Source organism: Agrobacterium sp. GW821-FHT02D03 (assembly GCF_059421725.1).
Genome location: NZ_JBWKVN010000002.1, coordinates 704,417 through 723,378 on the forward strand (window position 1 = coordinate 704,417; position 18,962 = coordinate 723,378).

Below are 18,962 nucleotides of genomic sequence, written 5' to 3' on the forward strand. Positions count from 1 at the left end.
ATCTGTTTGCTTCAAACCCGTCATGCGGCCTTCATTATTGCAACGCCTATCGCCCTTGGTCCTGCACGAGCGCCTGGCTCCACTAAAGCAAAAGGCCGGTTGCCTGTCACGGCAGCCGGCCTTTTTATATTCTATCCGCTATTCTAGCGACCCACTCTCAGTCGCCAGCGCCGGGCACCTCGTGCGCATCCCGCTCCCCGATGATGATGGCGCGCTTGCCGACATGATTGGCAGGACCGACGATGCCCTCCTGCTCCATCCGCTCCACCAGCGATGCCGCGCGGTTGTAGCCGATCGACAGGCGACGCTGGATGTAGGAGGTCGAGCACTTCTTGTCGCGCAGGACCACCTTCACGGCCTTCTCGTAAAGGTCGGCCGTATCGTCTTCGGCCATCGCGGTCTTGTCGAAGACGGCGCTGTCCTCATCCTCGCCGTCATCGGCCTCGTCGGCATCTTCTGTCACCGTGCCCAGATATTCCGGACGACCTTGCGTCTTCAGATGTGCGACGACCTTTTCGACTTCCTCGTCGGAGACGAAGGGTCCGTGAACACGGGCGATGCGTCCACCACCCATCATGTGCAGCATATCGCCCTGGCCGAGAAGATGTTCGGCGCCCTGTTCGCCCAGAATCGTGCGGCTATCGATCTTCGAGGTGACCTGGAAGGAAATACGCGTCGGGAAGTTGGCCTTGATCGTGCCGGTGATGACATCGACCGAGGGACGCTGCGTTGCCATGATCAGGTGGATACCGGCGGCGCGCGCCATCTGTGCCAGGCGCTGGATCGCGCCTTCGATTTCCTTGCCAGCCACCATCATCAGGTCGGCCATCTCGTCGACGATGACGACGATGTACGGCATGGCCGTAAGGTCCATTTCCTCCTGCTCGTAGACTGCCTCGCCCGTTGCGCGGTCGAAACCGGTCTGGACGTTGCACATCACCGTCTCGCCCTTGGCGCGAGCAGCGGCAGCGCGCGCATTGTAGCCGTCGATGTTGCGAACGCCGAGGCGCGACATCTTGCGATAGCGATCCTCCATCTCGCGCACCGCCCATTTGAGCGCCATGACGGCCTTCTTCGGATCGGTGACGACGGGGGTGAGGAGATGCGGAATACCGTCATAGACGGAAAGCTCGAGCATCTTGGGATCGACCATGATCAGTCGGCATTCTTCCGGCTTCAACCGATAGAGCAGCGACAGGATCATGGTGTTGATGGCAACGGATTTGCCCGAGCCCGTCGTACCTGCCACCAGAAGGTGGGGCATCTTGGCAAGCTCGGCCACCACCGGCTCGCCGCCAATGGTCTTGCCAAGGCAGAGCGCTAGGTTCATCCGCGTATCGGCGTAGTCGTGGGATTCGATCAGTTCGCGGAAATAGACAGTCTCGCGCACCGGGTTTGGCAATTCGATGCCAATAACGTTGCGGCCAGGAATAACCGCCACGCGGGCCGATAGCGCCGACATGGAGCGGGCAATATCATCCGACAGGCCGATGACGCGCGACGACTTGACGCCCGGGGCTGGCTCGAATTCATAAAGTGTCACGACGGGGCCAGGGCGCACATCGATGATCTCGCCCTTGATGCCGAAATCCTCAAGCACGCTTTCCAAAAGCCCTGCGCTCTGCTCCAACGCTTCCGGCGTCATTGTCGTGGTCTGCTGCACCTGCGGTGGCTGCAGAAGGTCGATTGGCGGATACTCATATTCGCCTTCCCCGAAGACAGGTGCATCGAGGAACATTGGCTGATTGTTGCGAGCAACCGTGCGGATTTCGCGGCGCGGCGACGGCGCCTCAATCGCAACCGGCTCAACAACATCGACTACAGGGACGGCCTCATCGACCGGCGTCGCCTCAACGATCTCTGCCGGCTCGGATTGGGCCGGCTGATAGCCACGAACACCGACTTCGCGATAAAGCGAGACGGCCGATCCGTTCAACTCGGCCGCTGCCGGCGTGGCAGGCAGGCTTGTCCGGGGCTGCTGGCGAATGACGACAGGCTCGACCGCGCGTGCCTGGCGCAAGAGCGGAACACGGATGGGGGCCGGCTGCTGCTCAACTGCGGTGAGTTTTGTCGCGGCGAGACGCTGCGCCTTCAGCCTTGCCAGTTCAGACAGGCGCATGGGCTGACGGTCCGGTGCAATCGTGCCCTCGACGTCGAGGTTCATGACTTCCCAGAACATGTCGTCGGAAAGGTGGGCAGCGAAGGATGGCACGTCGAGCGTGGGCTTGTGCTGGTGCTCTGCCGGGAAGCAGGCGACATCGATCTGTTCGGCGGCACCGGTCTCGCGCCTCGCTTCGATCGCGACTGGCTGGACCGGGGCTTCCACCGATGTACCGGCTTCGGCCTGCTGCATTAGTTCCTGCTGCTGGCGCAATGCCAGTTCGCGACGCAGACGATAGCTGAGAGCCCTGGCACCCGTGGCACCTGGCGGCTGCGGCAGCACTGCAGGCTTTGCGATGCGGCGCTCCACCGGTGCCGACTGTTTCTCAGTCGAAGTCGCAGACGCCTGGGCGGCATCTTCAACCACGGGAGACTCTCCCTCGCCCTGTTCTGCTGATTGCTCTGCGACGATGTCTTCACCGGCAGCGTTCTTCCTGGAGAAGATGCTCTGCGGCGTGCGGGAAAAGCGGACATTCGGGCCGAGCGTGAACGCGTTCTGCCAGCCGGGCATATCCGGGCGGCCTTCAATCGCATTGGCAGCGATCTGATCGGCGTTACGACCCACGGCGGCGCGCTCAGCCTTCGTCAAGCTTTGCGCCGGCGCGGCCGGGATTTGGGGATGCTGAACCATGTTGTCTGCCGATTCAGCCTCTCCCCCCTCTATCGCATTGCCTGGATTATTAAAATTGGATCGGGGAAAACGCATGACAGCCTGTACACTCATCATAAACGGACAATTGGCACAGCAACTGAGATAAAAAATAAAGGTTAACCACCTATTGCTAAAGCGGCCGAACTCGCGAATTTCAACAGAGTTAAAGCTGGCTGTGGCGACCGTGCCACGCAATTCCAGCACTTTCCCGCTTACCGCTTTATCTTAAAGCTGAAACGGTTTTTTCTGCCATCCTCAGTAAGGGCGCCCTCCGGCCTCCCTCTCCCCAATTCATTGCGCTTCATAACAACAAACTAAACATTGGTGACTTTACAACTGACATGTTAATGTCTTATCACATCTCCATCAGTTTTGGAGGAGCATGGACGTGACTGGTAAATTCGGCCTCTCGGCAGCGTTGACGACACCCTTTATGCAAGATGGAACGATTGCCATCGATGCAATGATCAAGCAGGCCGAGCGTGCCTTGTCGTCGGGTTGTGACAGCATCACCCTTTTCGGCACCACCGGCGAAGGAAGCTCGATCGGCACCCGCGAGCGGGCCGATATCCTCGCCTCATGCCTGAGTGCCGGTATCTCTCCGAAAAATATCGTCGTCGGCGTTCTGGTCGATTCGGTGCAGGATGCTGCCGACCAGGCCTTTGCCGCCCTCGACGCCGGCGTGCGCAACATCCTCCTTGCACCTCCTTCCTACTTCAAGAATGTCAGCGATGACGGTCTGTTCGACTGGTTCGCTTCGGTGTTCTCGCAGATCGGATCAACCGCGCGCGACATCCTCGTCTACAATATTCCGTCGGTGACAATGGTGACGCTGTCGGTCGAGCTTGTCGGCCGCCTGAAGCAGGCTTTTCCCGGTATCGTCGTTGGCGTCAAAGACTCCTCCGGCAACTGGCCGCATACGGAACGGCTTCTGAAGGAAAATGGCGATCTGATCATCCTCATCGGCGACGAGCGTCATTTGGCCCAGGGCGTTCGTATGGGCGGTCAGGGTGCGATCTCCGGCTGCGCCAACTTCTTACCCGCTGAAATCCGCGCCATGGCAGTCGAGGGCAAGGATGACGAGCGTGTCCAGGACCTCGTCGTCGAACTGCTGAAGTTCCCGGTGACGCCTGCGGTGAAGGTGCTTGTGTCCTACGTGACCGGCGAGACGATCTGGCACACTGTGCGTCCGCCGCTGGTTTCCATTTCTGCAGAAGATCGTAAAAAGATCGAAGCGGCATTCGGGTCGCTCTTCAGTAAACAGGCGGCTTGAAAGGGATCATAAATGGACGATGTGGCCGAACAGACGACGTTGAGAGAGAAGGCGTATGAAAGCTTCACGCACCATCTCCTCGCGCGTGACGTCCGGCCCGGTCAGTTCATTTCCCAGCGTCGGCTCGTCGAGATGACAGGGCTGCCTCTCGGCGCAATCCGTGAGGCAATCCCGCGGCTTGAGGCTGAGGGGCTGATCAAGACCGTGCCACAGCGTGGCCTCCAGGTCGCCCATATCGATATCAACCTCATCCGCGAAGCCTTTCAGTTTCGCATCCTGCTGGAAAAGGAAGCGGTGGCGAATTTCACCCGCACCGCCTCCGACGACGCGATTGCGGCGCTGCTGAAAGACCATCGGGAGATTGCCGAACTTGCCAATAGCGGCAACGGCTCGACCGAACTCGATGCACGCGCCCAGGCCGTGGACTGGGGCATGCATGACGCCTTTATCGACGCGCTCGGCAACTCGATCATCTCGAACGCCTATCGCGTCAATTCGATCAAGATGCGCCTGATCAACCAGGAGCGCTTCCGCATCGCCGGCCATGTCAAATCGGTCATGGCTGAGCACCTTGCCATCATCGAGGCCATTCAACGACGCGATGTCGACGAAGCGGTCGAGAGGCTGGTTGCCCATATTCGTAGCGCGAGGGACAGAGCACTCGCGGTTTGAGAGATCACCATAAAGCCGGGATGAGGAGATCCCGGCGTCAAGAGGAGGAACTTCATGACACATTCATTTATCAGCCCAACGCGCCGCGCCTTCCTGGCCGGCACGGCGGCCCTTGGCGGCGCCGCCATGTTCGGTGTGCGCTCCGCGTCAGCCGCAGTGGACTGGAAGAAGCATGCCGGCACAACGCTCGAGGTCAATCTGGTCAAGAGCCCGCGCAGCGAAACGCTTCTGAAATACATCAAGGAATTCGAAGAGCTGACCGGCATCAAGGTCAATGCCGAGGCAACGCCGGAACAGCAGCAGCGCCAGAAAGTCGTCATCGAACTGTCCTCCGGCAAGCCGAGCTTCGACGTCGTGCACCTGAGCTACCACGTTCAGAAGCGCCAGTTCGAGAAGGGCAAGTGGCTCGCCGATATCAGTGGCTTCATGAAGGACCCATCGCTCACCGATCCGTCGCTGGTCGAAAGCGATTTTGCCACAGCCGGCATGCAGTTTGCCAAGGATAGCGACGGCGTCCTGCGCTCGCTGCCATTCTCGGTGGATTACTGGATTCTCTACTGGAACAAGGATCTCTTCGAAGCCAAGGGCCTCAAATATCCTCAGACCTTCGAGGAACTGGTCGCCGCTGCAGAAGCGATCACCGATCCGTCCACCAACACTTATGGTTTCGTTGCCCGCGGCCTGAAAAACGCCAACACCCCGGTCTGGACCACCCTGATGCTCGGTTACGGCGGCGAGCCGATTACCGATGGCAAGATCAACACCGAGTCCAAGGAAGCGGTGGAAGCGGCCAAGCTCTACCAGCGTCTGATGACCAAGGCCGCGCCTCCCGGCGTTTCCGGCTTCAACTGGGCCGAAGCGCAGTCTGCCTTCCTTCAGGGCAAGATCGGCATGTGGCTGGATGGCGTTGGCTTCGCACCGCCGATCGAAAACCCGGAAAAGTCCCGCGTCGTCGGCAAGACCGGCTATGGCGTGATGCCGAAGGGTCCGGCAGCGCAAGCGGCTGGTACGTTCGGTGATGGCCTTGGCGTCGTCGAAGCCAGCACCAAGAAGGAAGCGGCCTATCTCTTCTGCCAGTGGGCAATCTCTCACGACATGGGTGCGCGTCTTCTGCAGGCCGGTGCCGGCGTTCCGTTCCGCCAGTCCATCCTTGAGGACGCGAAGGTGCGTGAAGGCGTGAAGATGCCAGCCGAATGGCTGGATGCGGTGGTCGGTTCCGGCAAGGTGTCAAAGCTTGCGCTGCCGGTCATCATTCCGGTGACCGAGTTCCGCGACATTTACGGCGTCGGTCTCACCAACATGATCGGTGGCGCAGATCCCGCCGCAGAACTCAAGAAGGCGACCGAACAGTTCGCACCTGTTCTGGCACGCAGCGAGGGATAATGGTGTCTGTCAGCATCGAACATAATGCAGCGGTGACGAAGGTCGCGCAGGGGAGCAAGCCGCCGCGGCTTGCTCCAAATTACTGGCCTTTCGTCATTCCCGCTCTCGTCGTCATTGGCGCGGTGATCGTCTTCCCTTGGGTCTTTACCCTGTGGATGAGCGCGCAACGCTGGACGCTTGGGCAAGAGCAGAGTTTCATCGGTTTCGACAATTACATCCGCTTGGCAAGTGATGCGCGGTTCTGGGAATCGCTCTGGCACACGCTGGTCTATACGGTCCTGTCGGTTGTCGCGCCGCTCTTTCTCGGCACCTTGGCTGCCCTTGTGTTCGATGCGCAGTTCCCGCTGCGCGGTTTCCTGCGCGGCGTATTCGTCATGCCGATGATGGCGACCCCGGTCGCCATCGCGCTGGTCTGGACGATGATGTTCCACCCGCAGCTTGGCGTGCTGAACTATCTTCTGTCCTTCATCGGCATCGGACCGCTCGAATGGATCTACAACCAATCCACGGTCATCCCCTCACTTGTCCTGGTGGAAACCTGGCAGTGGACGCCGCTCGTCATGCTCATCGTTCTCGGTGGTCTGGCAGCCGTGCCGCGCGAGCCCTATGAAAGTGCTGAGATCGACGGCGCCAATGCCTGGCAGAAGTTCCGTTATCTCACCATGCCGATGATCGCACCCTTCCTGATGATTGCCGTCATCATACGCTCCATCGATGCGGTGAAGAGCTTCGACATCATCTATGCGATGACGCAAGGCGGCCCTGGCACGGCATCGGAAACGATCAACATTTACCTCTACAATACGGCCTTTGCCTATTACGACATCGGCTATGCCTCGGCCATGGCCGTCGTCTTCTTCATCGTCATCATCGCGCTCTCCTTCGTTCTTCTGATGGTTCGTGCGCGCACCCAATGGAACGAGATGGAGGATCGCTGATGTCCCGCAGAAACCTAGACCGCATCGGCCTGTTCTTCATTGCGCTGGTGATGATCTCCCCCGTCATCCTGTTTTTCCTCTGGATGATTTCGCTGTCGCTGAAATTCGAAATCGATAACGGCGCCTATCCGCCGATCCTGATCCCTGAGCGCTTCGCCTGGTCGAACTATGTGAAGGTGTTCGAGGAAAACAACTTCTTCCTCTATTTCTGGAACTCCGTGCTGGTCACGGGTGCCGCCACCATTCTCGCGCTGGTGATCGGCGTTCCGGCAGGCTACGGCATTGCGCGGCTGAAGGCGGAAAAAGCAGCGATCGTCATCATGATCGCGCGCATGACGCCTGGCCTTTCCTTCCTCATTCCGCTGTTCCTTCTGTTCCAATGGCTGAACCTGCTTGGCACGCTCTGGCCGCAGATCATCATCCATCTGGTGGTGACGGTTCCGATCGTCGTCTGGATCATGATCGGCTATTTCGAGACGACGCCGAAGGAACTGGAAGAGGCGGCGAGCATCGACGGTGCCTCGTCCTGGCAGGTGTTTCGGCTCGTGGCGCTGCCCATCGCCAAGCCCGGCATCGTGGTATCCTTCATCCTCGCCGTCATCTTCTCTTGGAACAACTTCGTCTTCGGCATTGTGCTGGCCAGTCGCGAAACGCGAACGCTGCCGGTCGCGGTCTACAACATGCTGTCCTTCGAGCAGGTCAGCTGGGGTCCGCTCGCAGCAGCAGCGCTGATCGTGACGTTGCCCGTGCTGTTGCTCACCATGTTTGCTCAAAAGCAGATCGTTGCGGGCCTCACCGCAGGCGCCGTCAAGGGCGGCTGATCCGACCGATCGCTGCAATGGCTTTTATTACAGGATAATCATCATGGCACCCGTCAATATCCAGAATGTCCAGAAGCGCTTCGGCGCGGTCAATGTCATCCACGGTATCGATATCGATATTCGTGACGGAGAATTCGTCGTCCTGGTCGGCCCGTCTGGCTGCGGAAAATCCACCCTGCTTCGCATGATCGCCGGTCTCGAGGAGCTGAGCGACGGCGAAATCCATATCGGCGCACGCGAGGTGAGCCACCTGCCGGCACGTGACCGCGATATCGCCATGGTTTTCCAGAACTACGCGCTTTATCCGCATATGACAGTCGCCGAGAATATGGGCTTTGCCCTGAAGCTCAAGAAGGTCGATGCCGCCGTGACAAAGGCGAAGGTAGACAAGGCCGCTGGCATTCTTGGACTGGAGAAGCTGCTGGATCGCTACCCGCGCCAGCTCTCCGGCGGTCAGCGCCAGCGCGTTGCCATGGGCCGCGCTTTGGTACGCGATCCGCAGGTCTTCCTCTTCGACGAGCCGCTCTCCAACCTGGATGCCAAGCTGCGCGTGCAGATGCGGGGCGAGATCAAGTCCATGCATCAGCGCATCGGCACGACCACGATCTATGTGACGCACGACCAGGTGGAAGCCATGACCATGGCCGACAAGATCGTCGTACTTCACGATGGCATCATCGAGCAGATCGGTGCGCCACTTGAACTTTACGACCGCCCGGCCAATCTCTTCGTCGCCGGCTTCATCGGTTCGCCTGCCATGAACTTCATTCGCGGCCGTGTCGAAGAAGGCGTTTTCCGCACCGCCAAGGGCCTGACGCTGCCTCTGCCGCCAACAGCCAATCCCGCGACGCTTGGCGGGCGCGACCTCGTCTACGGCATCCGCCCCGAGCACATTCGCGCTGCCGAAACCGGCATCGAGGGACGGGTGGAGCTGGTGGAAGGCACCGGCTCGGAAATCTATGCGAAACTGAATTGCAATGGCGAGGAAATTGCCTGCCTCTTCCGCGAGCGGCTGGATATCCGTTTTGGCGATACGGTTCGTGTTGCCATCGATCCCGCTTCGGTGCACCTGTTCGACAAGGAAACCGGCAAGCGAATCTGAGCATCGATGCAAAGCGAGAATAAAGAAGAGGGCCACGGCCGCCACGTACTCTGCGTCGGGGCGGCCGTGCTGGACACGCTGTTTCGCGTACATGACATGCCGACGGGCCAAGGTAAGGTTCTACCTTACGAAATGCTGCAAATCGCCGAGGGCATGGCATCGAGCGCCGCCTACACCGTCCATCGCATGGGTGGACGGGCAAGCCTATGGGGCGCCGTTGGCGATGACGAGACGGGCGCGCGCATTCTGCGCGACCTGTCGGAGAGCGGCATCGATACGTCCGGCATGACGGTCGCCAAGGGTGCGCGCTCTGCGCTCTCCACCATCCTGATCGATGACCAGGGCGAGCGACTGATCGTCCCCTTCTACGATCACAGGCTGCACGAGAATAAACGCTCCTGCACGAAAGCCGATCTAGCGGCCTTCGATGCCGTTTTGGTGGACGTGCGCTGGCCCGAACTCGCGCTCGATGTGCTGACCGTTGCGCGACAACTCGGCAAGCCCGCGATCCTGGACGGGGATGTTGCGCCGGTGGAAACGTTGGAGCGGCTTGCACCCGCTGCAAGCCACATCATCTTTTCCGAGCCCGCAGCGGAACGGCTGACCGGTCTATCCGATGTTTCGGCCATGATGCCGGTTTTACATGGGCGCTACCCGGAGACATTCATTGCTGTCACCGCCGGGCCTTCAGGATGCTATTGGACGGAAGCCGGCGACCCGACCATCCATTTTCAATCGACCATGGCCATCGAAGCGGTGGACACGCTCGCGGCTGGCGACGTGTTTCATGGGACCTTTGCCTTGGCTGTAGTGGAAGGGATCGAGAGCCGTGCCGCCATCCAGCTGTCGTCCGTGGCGGCAGCACTGAAGTGTCAGGTTTTCGGTGGCCGGACGGGCACGCCGACGCGGGCCGAAGCGGAAGCGGCGATGACCGCCTGGTTGTCTGAGGCCGCCCCTCAAAGCTGAGGAGCGGCCCGCTTCTTTCATATCAACCCGCCAGGACCGCCAGCAGCAGCAGCGCCACGATATTGGTGATCTTGATAGCCGGATTGACCGCAGGACCGGCGGTGTCCTTGTAGGGGTCACCCACCGTGTCGCCGGTGACGGATGCCTTGTGTGCGTCCGAGCCCTTGACATGGCGCACGCCATCCTTGTCGACGAAGCCGTCTTCGAAGCTCTTCTTGGCATTGTCCCAGGCACCACCGCCCGAGGTCATGGAGATCGCAACGAAGAGGCCGTTGATGATGACGCCGAGCAGCGAGGCGCCGAGGGCTGCGAAGGCAGACGCCTTGGAGCCGGAAATCAGCAGCACGCCGAAATAGACGACGATTGGTGCCAGCACCGGCAGCAGCGATGGGATGACCATTTCACGGATGGCGGCCTTGGTCAGGAGGTCCACGGCCTTACCGTAATCCGGTTTTTCGGTGCCCTGCATGATGCCCGGCTTTTCGCGGAACTGACGACGAACCTCCTCCACGATGGAGCCGGCAGCCTTGCCAACGGCGGTCATGGCAATACCGCCGAAGAGATAGGGGATCAGACCGCCGAAAATCAGACCCGCCACCACGTAAGGGTTGGCGAGGCTGAAGGAAATCTCGCCGACATCCTGGAAGTAGGGATAGGTTGCGCCGTTCGCCGCGAAGTAGGCAAGGTCGTTGGAATACGCCGCAAACAGAACGAGGGCGCCGAGACCGGCTGAGCCGATGGCATAGCCCTTGGTCACGGCCTTGGTGGTGTTCCCAACTGCGTCGAGCGCGTCGGTGGCCTTGCGCACATCCGGGTCGAGACCCGCCATCTCGGCAATGCCTCCGGCATTGTCCGTCACCGGGCCAAAGGCATCGAGCGCAACTATCATGCCGGCAAGACCGAGCATCGCGGTAACCGCAATGCCCGTACCAAAGAGACCCGCCAACTGGTATGTGGAGATGATGCCCCCAACGATGACGATGGCGGGCAGTGCTGTCGATTCAAGCGAGACCGCAAGCCCCTGGATGACGTTGGTGCCGTGGCCGGTGACCGACGCCTGAGCGATGGAGTTGACCGGGCGCTTATTGGTGCCGGTGTAGTATTCGGTGATGACGACGATCAGTGCCGTTACCAGGAGGCCGAGAAGGCCGCAGAAGAACAGGTTGGTGCCGGTAATGTCCATGCCGGCAACGGTTCCGATAGAACCCCAGCCGATGGTGAGCGAGGTTGCGACCGCAAGCCCGGCGATCGAGAAGATACCGGTGGCAATCAGGCCCTTATAGAGCGCGCCCATGATCGAATTGTTGGTGCCGAGCTTGACGAAGAAGGTTCCGGCAATCGACGTCAGTATGCAAACGCCGCAGATGGCGAGCGGATAGAGCATGGCGTTTTCCAGCACCGGCGCTCCGGCAAAGAAGATCGCCGCCAGAACCATCGTCGCCACGACCGAGACCGCGTAGGTTTCGAAGAGGTCGGCGGCCATGCCTGCGCAGTCGCCAACATTATCGCCGACATTGTCGGCAATGGTGGCCGGGTTGCGCGGATCGTCTTCCGGGATACCAGCCTCGACCTTGCCGACGAGGTCACCGCCAACATCCGCACCCTTGGTGAAAATGCCGCCGCCAAGACGGGCGAAGATCGAGATCAGCGATGCGCCGAAGCCGAGCGAGACCAGCGCATCGATCACGTCGCGCGAGCCGGTTGGGTGGCCGAGCACGGAGGTCAGGATGAAATAATAGATGGAGACGCCGAGTAGCGCCAGGCCAGCAACAAGCATGCCGGTGATGGCGCCGGACTTGAAGGCGATATCGAGACCGGCTGCGAGGCTATGGGATACGGCTTGCGCCGTGCGAAGATTAGCCCGTACCGAAACATGCATGCCGATGAAGCCGGCAGCACCGGAAAGAACGGCGCCAATGACGAAACCGACTGCGGCTTCCGGAGAGAGAAGAATCCACGCAGCGATCGTGACGATGATACCGACGATTGCGATGGTCAGATATTGACGTGCGAGATAGGCCTGAGCCCCCTCGCGAATATAGCCTGCTATTTCACGCATGCGCTCGTTGCCTTGATCGGCATCCAGAACGCTCTTCGTTGCCCAAATCGCATAAGCGATCGATAGGACACCGCATAAAATTACCAATGCAATGACGGTCATTCGCACTTACCTCCCATTGTGCCGGTTCGTCACATTTCCCCGGCGGGCGAAACCACATGCGGGGCGTGAGGCGCAGAACGCCTTACACCAGGATGAGCCATTTCATCCCCTCCCCGGGAAGAATGGCTTGCGGTGGCAAGATTGCGTTGCGATGACGCGTCGCGTCAAGCCCGAAGATCACGTGCTGGTGCGTATGGTTCTGATTCAGACCGCTTTTTGCGTCCGGCTGAAAATCAATGTCAGCACGAGGATGAGGCAAAAACCGGTGACTGGCCAGATGACGAGGTTCATCACCGACCAGCCCCAGGCAGTGAAGACCTGCCCTGATGAGAAGGACGAAAGCGCAACCGTGCCGAAGAGGATGATGTCGTGAAATCCCTGCACCTTATCCGCTTCATGCGGCCGGTAGCTGGAGGATACGATCGAGGTTGCGCCGATGAATCCGAAGTTCCACCCTGCCCCGAGCAGGATGAGTGCCAGCCAAAAGTTCCAGAGTTCGACGCCCATATGGGCGACGATGGCGCAGGCCATGAGTATGACGAGGCCCGCGGCCACCACCTTCTCTGCGCCGAAGCGGGTAATCAGGACACCAGTAAAAAAGCTTGGCCCGAACATGGCAAGCACGTGCCATTGTATTCCAAGCGTTGCCAGTTCGCTCGGAAAGCCGCAGCCGATGACCATGGCAAGCGGCGCGCCTGTCATCATGAAGGTCATCAGAGCGTAGGAGCCGATGCCGCAGATCATGCCGGTGATGAAACGGCGGGTGGCGACGATCTCGAAGAGCGGCCGTGCCGGAGCACTGGACACTGTCTGCTTCACCTCCGGCAGCTTCAGAAAACACAAGATCCCAGCCGCCAGAAGTCCAAGCGGCACAAGCGCAATGAATGTGCCTGCAAAGGTAACCGGCGAAAGAACATCCTTACCGAAAATGGCAAGTTGGGGGCCGACAATAGCAGAGACAACCCCGCCCGCAAGAATCCAGGAAATGGCCTTCGGCTTATAGAAGGAGGGCGAGGCATCGGCCGCTGCAAAACGGATTTTCTGAGTGAAGCCGCCAGCAAGACCGATCAGCATCAAGCCGAGCGTGAAGAGCCAGAAATCCATCCGAAAGAGTGCGACGGCAGCCAGCGCGCCGCCGGTCGAGCACAGAAGCGCTCCCAGAATGAAGCCTGCTTTGCGCCCGAGAAAACGAGCGGCAAGCGCAACTGCCACCGCGCCAAGGGCAACACCGATGTTGAAGCCGGTGAGCGGCGCTGTCGCCAGGGATTTGTCAGCTCCGAGGAGTTGGTAACCCGCAAGCGCACCCACCGAAAAACTCAACGGTCCGGCGGAACCGAGAATAGCCTGTGCGACGGTGAGGAGGAGAACGTTGCGCTTGGCCTCAGACAATTGGCCTTCCAGGCCCGCAACCGATACCGCGCTCATCTCGTCCCCACCTTCCCAATCGGAGTATGTCCCGCAAAGACTATAGCGTGACTTGCTGTCCAGCCTTGCGGGAAATCAAAAAGTGAGGGCGTGAAACTTAACGCTTGGTCTCGCCGCGAACCTGCTTTGCAATACGATCGAGAACCGCGTTGACGAGCTTCGGCTCGTCATTTTCGAAGAACGCGCGGGCGATCTCGACATATTCGGTGACGATCACTGCAACCGGAACGTCCTTACGCTCAAGGATTTCGAAGGCGCCGGCACGCAGGATGGCGCGAACGGTGGTATCGAGACGCGACAGCGGCCAGTCTTCCTGAAGTGCGGAACGCACCAGCGGGTCGATCTTCGTCTGGTCGCGCACGACGCCTGACACGATCGAGCGGAACCAGGACGGGTCGGCCTTCAGATAGGTCTCGCCATCCACTTCCTTGCCAAGGCGGTGCGCCTCATATTCGGCAACCACTTCCATGACGCCGGTACCGCCGACATCCATCTGGTAGAGCGCCTGTACTGCCGCAAGGCGCGCAGCGCCGCGCTGGTTGACGGGTTTGATGGAAGGCTGACGCGGCTCTGCGCCGTTTTCGACACTCGTCATCCGATCAACCACCCAGCTTCTTTTTCAACTCGATCATGGTCAGCGCGGCACGTGCGGCAAAACCGCCCTTGTCCTTGTCGGAACGACGAACGCGCGCCCAGGCCTGCTCGTCGTTTTCGACGGTCAGGATGCCATTGCCGATGGCGAGCGACTCGCTGACGGTAAGGTCCATGATAGCGCGGGAGGATTCATTGGCGACGATATCGAAGTGATAGGTTTCACCGCGGATGACCATGCCGAGCGCAACGAAGCCATCATATTCCGTGCCACCATTGTCTGCGCCATCGAGCGCCATGGCAATCGCGGAGGGAATCTCCAGCGCGCCTGGAACAGTGATGATGTCATAGGTGGCGCCAGCCTCTTCGAGCGCGAACTTTGCGCCATCGAGCAGGGCATCGGCCATATCGTCATAAAAGCGTGCTTCCACGATGAGAAGATGGGGCTGGGACATGGGGGTTTCCTGAAAATTTGCGCCGGATCATACCGGCTTTTGGGGCGGTCAAACCATGGCTGGCCCCGCTTGGCAAGCATTTTTAATGCAATGCTGCCGCGTGCGCGATGCCGCGAGCCGGTTTCGTGGCTACGATCAGCTTCTCTGCCACGCCAGATGGAGACCGAGGCCCATCAAAATCGCACCGGCTCCACGCCGGGCAACCGTTTGCGCCAAAGCCGACCGCTTCAACCGTCCAGCGGCAAGCCCCGCCACCAGCACGACGACAAAATCCGCCGAGGTGAAGATGATGTTGACGGCAACGCCGAGGATCAGGAACTGTAGCCAGATCGGAAACGCCGCGGCCGGATCGACGAATTGCGGAAGGAACGCCAGGAAGAACAACGCCGTCTTCGGGTTCAACACCTCAACGACAATGCTATCGATGAAGGCCCGCTTTGCAGACTTCTGAGAGATCGTGACGCTGCCCGTTGCTTCGTCGTTGAGCCGGGCTCTGAGCATGGAGAAGCCAAGCCAGATGAGATAGCAAGCACCGCCGAACTTCACCGCAAGATAGAGCCACGGCACCGCCTGAAACAGCACGGACAATCCTGCGACCGCCGCAATGATATGGACATAACAGCCAAGGTGAATGCCGAGCACGGCCATCAAGCCGGCAGCGCGGCCCCGCGCCATGGTCTGGGCTATTGTGTAAAGCATCGCAGGTCCCGGCACATAGGCAAACAGAGCCGTCGTAACCAGGAATGCCGCAAGTAGTTCATAAGACGCCATTGTGAGCTCCGTCGAATTTGGCGCTCACTCAGCGCCTTCATCACTGTGACGGAGCATCCTACTTCGACGGAAATTCCGCAAGCCGTGCTGCGTAACGGGCCATGGTATCGACTTCGAAATTGACGAAATCGCCAGGCTTGCGATCACCCCAAGTGGTGACGGAGAGCGTGTGGCGGATCAACAGCACATCGAAATCCGGACCGTCCACCGCATTCACTGTCAGCGAGGTACCGTCGAGCGCCACCGAGCCTTTGGGCGCAACGAACTTTGCCAGATGCTCCGGAGCGCGCAAACGGATACGGACGGCCTCCCCTTCCGGCTCGACGGCAAGAATTTCGGCCTTGCCATCAACGTGACCTGAAACGATGTGTCCGCCGAGTTCGTCGCCGATTTTCAGGGCGCGCTCGAGGTTTACGCGCGTTCCCTTCTCCCAAGCGGATATGGTGGTGAGGCGAAGCGCCTCTTCCCAGGCTTCGACCTCATACCAGCGCTCGTTGCTGCCCTCGTCCGGCAGTTTCGTCACTGTCAGGCAAACCCCGCCATGGGAAATGGACGCGCCCATATCGATGGTCTTCGGATCGTAATTGGTGGCGACGCGCAGACGTACGCCTTCGGCCAGCGGGTGAAGCTCGGAAACGGTTCCAACATCGGTGACGATACCCGTAAACATCAAAGCGGCCTTTCATAATCGAAACAGCGGTCGGGACCGTAGACGGTCTCACCGACGAGGGAATAGGTGTCAGGGATATCGGCGCGCTTCATCGGCGTTTCAATACCGCCGGTACCAATGACGGTCGGGCTTTCGAACAACAGGATGCGATCCACCAAGCCCGCCTCGAGGAAGGCCTTGGCGGCAACCGCACCGCCTTCGACGAGAAGCTCCGAAAGCCCGCGTGCGCCGAGTATGAGGAGCAGATCCTCAATGTTCTTGGCGCTCAGCACTTCAGCGCCTGCCGATGCCAGCACAGCGCGTCTCTCCGCAAGATCGCGTGCCTCTGCAGAACTTGGCATTTCCACGACGACAAGCGGAACGTCGCGCGCGGTCTTCACCAGCTTGGAATGGGTCGGCAATTCCAGTCGTCTGTCCAGCACGAAGCGAATGGGCGAATACTGTTCCATTCCCGATATGCGGACGTTGAGCTCGGGATCATCGGCGACAGCGGTCCCGATACCCACGAGAATGCCGTCGCAGCGGGCGCGCAATTCATGCACGGCGCGGCGCGCTTCCGCGCCTGTAATAGCAACCTGGCCAGCGCCCTTTCGGCCAATCATGCCATCGGCGGAGACAGCGAGTTTCAGGATCACGTGGGGGCGCTTCTTGATCTTGCGCGTGAGATAGGCGGAAAGCGCTCGCTCGCCTTCCCTTCGTAGCACACCTGTCTGGACTTCGATCCCCGCGTCGCGCAAGACCTGGTAGCCGCGGCCCGAGACACGTTCGTCCGGATCGTCCACGGCCACGACGACACGGGCGACGCCATGATGCGCTAGTGCGTTGGCGCAGGGCGGCGTCTTTCCCCAATGGGCGCAGGGCTCGAGCGTGACGTAGGCGGTTGCGCCACGCGCCGCTTCACCGGCAAGGTCCAGCGCATTGCGCTCGGCATGCGGCCTGCCGCCGACCGATGTGACGGCTTCGGCGACGATCACGCCATCCTTGACGAGAACGCATCCAACGGAAGGGTTGGTATCGGTAAAGCCAGTATTCTGGCGCGAAACCTCGATGGCCCGCGCCATGAATCTTTCGTCTTCGGCCTGGGAAGCCACAGTCTCAGGTTCCGGAGTCTGTATCGCGGGCGATCTTGGCGTTGATTTCCGCGATGACGTTTTCGAAGTCTTCCGCATGGGAAAAATCGCGATAGACCGAGGCATAGCGAACGAATGCCACGTCATCGAGACTCTTCAGCGCTTCCAGCACCTGCAGGCCGATTTCTTCCGATGCAATTTCCGTTTCGCCCGAGCTTTCCAGCCGGCGCACGATGCCAGACACTGCGCGCTCAATACGATCGCGATCGACAGGGCGCTTGCGTAGCGCGATCTCGAAGGATCGCACCAGCTTCTCCCGATCGAATGCCAGCTTGCGGCCGCTCTTCTTGATCACCATGAGTTCGCGCAGTTGCACACGCTCATAGGTGGTGAAGCGGCCGCCGCAATCCGGGCAGATGCGCCGCCGGCGGATGGAGGTGTTATCCTCCGCCGGACGTGAGTCCTTGACCTGAGTGTCTTCAGAACCGCAGAAAGGGCAGCGCATCCTATCGCCTTCTTACATGTAGGGATACATCGGGAAGCGATCGGTCAGAGCGACGACCTTCTCGCGTACCGCTGCTTCCACGGAGGCATTCCCTTCATCGGAATTGGCAACCTTCAGACCATCGAGAACTTCCACGATCAGCTTGCCGATTTCGCGGAACTCGGCTTCCTTGAAGCCGCGGGTCGTGCCGGCCGGCGTGCCGAGGCGGATACCGGAGGTGACGAAAGGCTTTTCCGGATCGAAAGGAATGCCGTTCTTGTTGCAGGTGATGTAGGCGCGACCGAGTGCTGCTTCCGCGCGCTTGCCGGTGGCGTTCTTCTTGCGAAGATCGACCAGCATCAGGTGGTTGTCCGTGCCGCCGGACACGACGTCGACGCCGCCTTCGATCAGCGTTTCGGACAGAACCTTGGCGTTCTTGACGACCTGGGCTGCGTAATCCTTGAACTCCGGCTTCAGCGCTTCGCCGAAGGCGACAGCCTTGGCAGCGATAACGTGCATCAGCGGACCGCCCTGGAGACCAGGGAAGACGGCGGAGTTGAACTTCTTCGCCAGATCTTCGTCGTTCGTCAGGATCATGCCACCGCGCGGGCCGCGCAGAGACTTGTGGGTGGTGGTGGTTGCCACATGCGCATGCGGGAATGGCGAAGGATGCTGGCCACCGGCAACGAGGCCTGCAATGTGTGCCATGTCGACCATCAGGTAGGCACCGACTTCGTCGGCGATCTCGCGGAAGCGCTTCCAGTCCCAGACGCGGGAATAGGCCGTGCCGCCAGCCAGAATGAGCTTCGGCTTGGTTTCCTTGGCCTTGCGTTCCACCTCGTCCATGTCGAGCAGGTTGTCGCCTTCACGAACGCCATAGGAGACGACGTTGAACCACTTGCCGGACATGTTGACCGGCGAACCGTGGGTCAAGTGACCTCCCGAATTCAGGTCGAGACCCATAAACGTATCGCCCGGCTGCAGCAGCGCGAGGAAAACGGCCTGGTTCATCTGCGAACCGGAGTTTGGCTGAACGTTGGCAAAGTTGACGCCGAACAGCTTCTTGGCGCGGTCGATGGCAAGCTCTTCGGCAATATCGACGAACTGGCAGCCGCCATAATAGCGCTTGCCCGGATAGCCTTCAGCATACTTGTTGGTCATGATCGAGCCCTGGGCTTCGAGCACGGCGCGGGACACGATGTTTTCCGAGGCAATCAGCTCGATCTCGTGACGCTGGCGACCCAGCTCCTTCTCGATCGCGCCAAAGATATCCGGATCGATTTCGGCAAGCGGCTTGGAGAAGAAGGCATCTGTGTTCGACATGATGAAGGCTCCTGAAACAGTAATGCGATGGCGTCTTAGCGCCCC

17 protein-coding genes are annotated in these 18,962 nt (G+C 60.0%); 7 read left to right on the top strand and 10 right to left on the bottom strand.

Going from position 1 to position 18,962, the window contains the following annotated elements:
* Positions 1 to 157 precede the first annotated feature (157 nt).
* Positions 158 to 2,887, bottom strand: a complete 2,730-nt coding sequence (locus tag AC07U5_RS16660; protein WP_494723686.1) for a DNA translocase FtsK — start codon at positions 2,885 to 2,887, stop codon at positions 158 to 160.
* 313 nt (positions 2,888 to 3,200) lie between these two features.
* On the opposite strand from AC07U5_RS16660, the gene AC07U5_RS16665 reads away from it, so the two are divergent.
* The 7 genes from AC07U5_RS16665 to AC07U5_RS16695 are packed head-to-tail and all read left to right on the top strand — an operon-like array spanning position 3,201 to position 9,967.
* Positions 3,201 to 4,085, top strand: coding sequence for a dihydrodipicolinate synthase family protein (locus AC07U5_RS16665; RefSeq protein WP_440598729.1), 885 nt, complete (start codon positions 3,201 to 3,203; stop codon positions 4,083 to 4,085).
* A 12-nt stretch (positions 4,086 to 4,097) separates the two neighbouring features.
* On the top strand, positions 4,098 to 4,757 hold the full coding sequence (locus tag AC07U5_RS16670) for a GntR family transcriptional regulator (protein ID WP_062423510.1): 660 nt from the start codon (positions 4,098 to 4,100) through the stop codon (positions 4,755 to 4,757).
* Positions 4,758 to 4,811: 54 nt separating this feature from the next.
* Entirely contained in the window at positions 4,812 to 6,140 is a 1,329-nt protein-coding gene (locus AC07U5_RS16675) for an ABC transporter substrate-binding protein (protein WP_440598730.1), read from the top strand.
* Positions 6,140 to 7,078: a carbohydrate ABC transporter permease gene (locus tag AC07U5_RS16680; RefSeq protein ID WP_113179230.1), complete on the top strand. Its 939-nt coding sequence runs from the start codon at positions 6,140 to 6,142 to the stop codon at positions 7,076 to 7,078. Before AC07U5_RS16675 ends, AC07U5_RS16680 begins: the two co-directional genes overlap by 1 nt.
* A complete protein-coding gene (locus AC07U5_RS16685; protein WP_062423513.1) occupies positions 7,078 to 7,899 on the top strand; it encodes a carbohydrate ABC transporter permease in 822 nt (273 codons plus the stop codon). Before AC07U5_RS16680 ends, AC07U5_RS16685 begins: the two co-directional genes overlap by 1 nt.
* A gap of 43 nt (positions 7,900 to 7,942) precedes the next feature.
* The gene (locus AC07U5_RS16690; protein WP_335323326.1) at positions 7,943 to 9,001 is read left to right on the top strand and encodes an ABC transporter ATP-binding protein; all 1,059 of its coding nucleotides are present in this window, start codon (positions 7,943 to 7,945) and stop codon (positions 8,999 to 9,001) included.
* Between the two features lie 6 nt (positions 9,002 to 9,007).
* The gene (locus AC07U5_RS16695) at positions 9,008 to 9,967 is read left to right on the top strand and encodes a sugar kinase (protein WP_494723687.1); all 960 of its coding nucleotides are present in this window, start codon (positions 9,008 to 9,010) and stop codon (positions 9,965 to 9,967) included.
* A 22-nt stretch (positions 9,968 to 9,989) separates the two neighbouring features.
* On the opposite strand, the gene AC07U5_RS16700 is transcribed toward AC07U5_RS16695, so the two are convergent.
* The 9 genes from AC07U5_RS16700 to glyA all read right to left on the bottom strand — a co-directional run bounded on the left by AC07U5_RS16700 (position 9,990) and on the right by glyA (position 18,917).
* A complete protein-coding gene (locus AC07U5_RS16700; RefSeq protein ID WP_494723688.1) occupies positions 9,990 to 12,128 on the bottom strand; it encodes a sodium-translocating pyrophosphatase in 2,139 nt (712 codons plus the stop codon).
* A gap of 204 nt (positions 12,129 to 12,332) precedes the next feature.
* Entirely contained in the window at positions 12,333 to 13,553 is a 1,221-nt protein-coding gene (locus AC07U5_RS16705; RefSeq protein WP_494723689.1) for an MFS transporter, read from the bottom strand.
* A 97-nt stretch (positions 13,554 to 13,650) separates the two neighbouring features.
* Positions 13,651 to 14,148, bottom strand: a complete 498-nt coding sequence (gene nusB / locus AC07U5_RS16710) for a transcription antitermination factor NusB (protein ID WP_062423518.1) — start codon at positions 14,146 to 14,148, stop codon at positions 13,651 to 13,653.
* 4 nt (positions 14,149 to 14,152) lie between these two features.
* Complete coding sequence (ribH, locus tag AC07U5_RS16715) at positions 14,153 to 14,599, bottom strand: 6,7-dimethyl-8-ribityllumazine synthase (RefSeq protein ID WP_062443485.1); 447 nt, start codon at positions 14,597 to 14,599, stop codon at positions 14,153 to 14,155.
* A gap of 135 nt (positions 14,600 to 14,734) precedes the next feature.
* Positions 14,735 to 15,370, bottom strand: a complete 636-nt coding sequence (locus tag AC07U5_RS16720; protein WP_494723690.1) for a LysE family translocator — start codon at positions 15,368 to 15,370, stop codon at positions 14,735 to 14,737.
* Positions 15,371 to 15,428: 58 nt separating this feature from the next.
* Positions 15,429 to 16,040 (bottom strand): riboflavin synthase, encoded by a 612-nt coding sequence (locus tag AC07U5_RS16725; RefSeq protein WP_494723691.1) that lies wholly within the window; start codon positions 16,038 to 16,040, stop codon positions 15,429 to 15,431.
* The gene (gene ribD / locus AC07U5_RS16730; protein ID WP_494723692.1) at positions 16,040 to 17,131 is read right to left on the bottom strand and encodes a bifunctional diaminohydroxyphosphoribosylaminopyrimidine deaminase/5-amino-6-(5-phosphoribosylamino)uracil reductase RibD; all 1,092 of its coding nucleotides are present in this window, start codon (positions 17,129 to 17,131) and stop codon (positions 16,040 to 16,042) included. Before ribD ends, AC07U5_RS16725 begins: the two co-directional genes overlap by 1 nt.
* Before the next feature lie 4 nt (positions 17,132 to 17,135).
* Positions 17,136 to 17,615, bottom strand: a complete 480-nt coding sequence (gene nrdR, locus AC07U5_RS16735) for a transcriptional regulator NrdR (RefSeq protein ID WP_062423522.1) — start codon at positions 17,613 to 17,615, stop codon at positions 17,136 to 17,138.
* Positions 17,616 to 17,627: 12 nt separating this feature from the next.
* Positions 17,628 to 18,917 carry a serine hydroxymethyltransferase gene (gene glyA / locus AC07U5_RS16740; protein WP_111849861.1) on the bottom strand — a complete coding sequence of 430 codons (1,290 nt, stop codon included), beginning with the start codon at positions 18,915 to 18,917 and terminating at the stop codon, positions 17,628 to 17,630.
* Positions 18,918 to 18,962 lie beyond the last annotated feature (45 nt).

Coding starts and splice junctions, on each gene's coding strand:
- AC07U5_RS16695 (WP_494723687.1), top strand. CDS start 9,008: ATGCAAAGCGAGAATAAAGAAGAGGGCCACGGCCGCCACGTACTCTGC.
- AC07U5_RS16680 (WP_113179230.1), top strand. CDS start 6,140: ATGGTGTCTGTCAGCATCGAACATAATGCAGCGGTGACGAAGGTCGCG.
- AC07U5_RS16705 (WP_494723689.1), bottom strand. CDS start 13,553: ATGAGCGCGGTATCGGTTGCGGGCCTGGAAGGCCAATTGTCTGAGGCC.
- nusB (WP_062423518.1), bottom strand. CDS start 14,148: ATGACGAGTGTCGAAAACGGCGCAGAGCCGCGTCAGCCTTCCATCAAA.
- AC07U5_RS16660 (WP_494723686.1), bottom strand. CDS start 2,887: ATGATGAGTGTACAGGCTGTCATGCGTTTTCCCCGATCCAATTTTAAT.
- AC07U5_RS16685 (WP_062423513.1), top strand. CDS start 7,078: ATGTCCCGCAGAAACCTAGACCGCATCGGCCTGTTCTTCATTGCGCTG.
- AC07U5_RS16700 (WP_494723688.1), bottom strand. CDS start 12,128: ATGACCGTCATTGCATTGGTAATTTTATGCGGTGTCCTATCGATCGCT.
- nrdR (WP_062423522.1), bottom strand. CDS start 17,615: ATGCGCTGCCCTTTCTGCGGTTCTGAAGACACTCAGGTCAAGGACTCA.
- ribH (WP_062443485.1), bottom strand. CDS start 14,599: ATGTCCCAGCCCCATCTTCTCATCGTGGAAGCACGCTTTTATGACGAT.
- AC07U5_RS16670 (WP_062423510.1), top strand. CDS start 4,098: ATGGACGATGTGGCCGAACAGACGACGTTGAGAGAGAAGGCGTATGAA.
- AC07U5_RS16725 (WP_494723691.1), bottom strand. CDS start 16,040: ATGTTTACGGGTATCGTCACCGATGTTGGAACCGTTTCCGAGCTTCAC.
- glyA (WP_111849861.1), bottom strand. CDS start 18,917: ATGTCGAACACAGATGCCTTCTTCTCCAAGCCGCTTGCCGAAATCGAT.
- AC07U5_RS16720 (WP_494723690.1), bottom strand. CDS start 15,370: ATGGCGTCTTATGAACTACTTGCGGCATTCCTGGTTACGACGGCTCTG.
- AC07U5_RS16675 (WP_440598730.1), top strand. CDS start 4,812: ATGACACATTCATTTATCAGCCCAACGCGCCGCGCCTTCCTGGCCGGC.
- AC07U5_RS16690 (WP_335323326.1), top strand. CDS start 7,943: ATGGCACCCGTCAATATCCAGAATGTCCAGAAGCGCTTCGGCGCGGTC.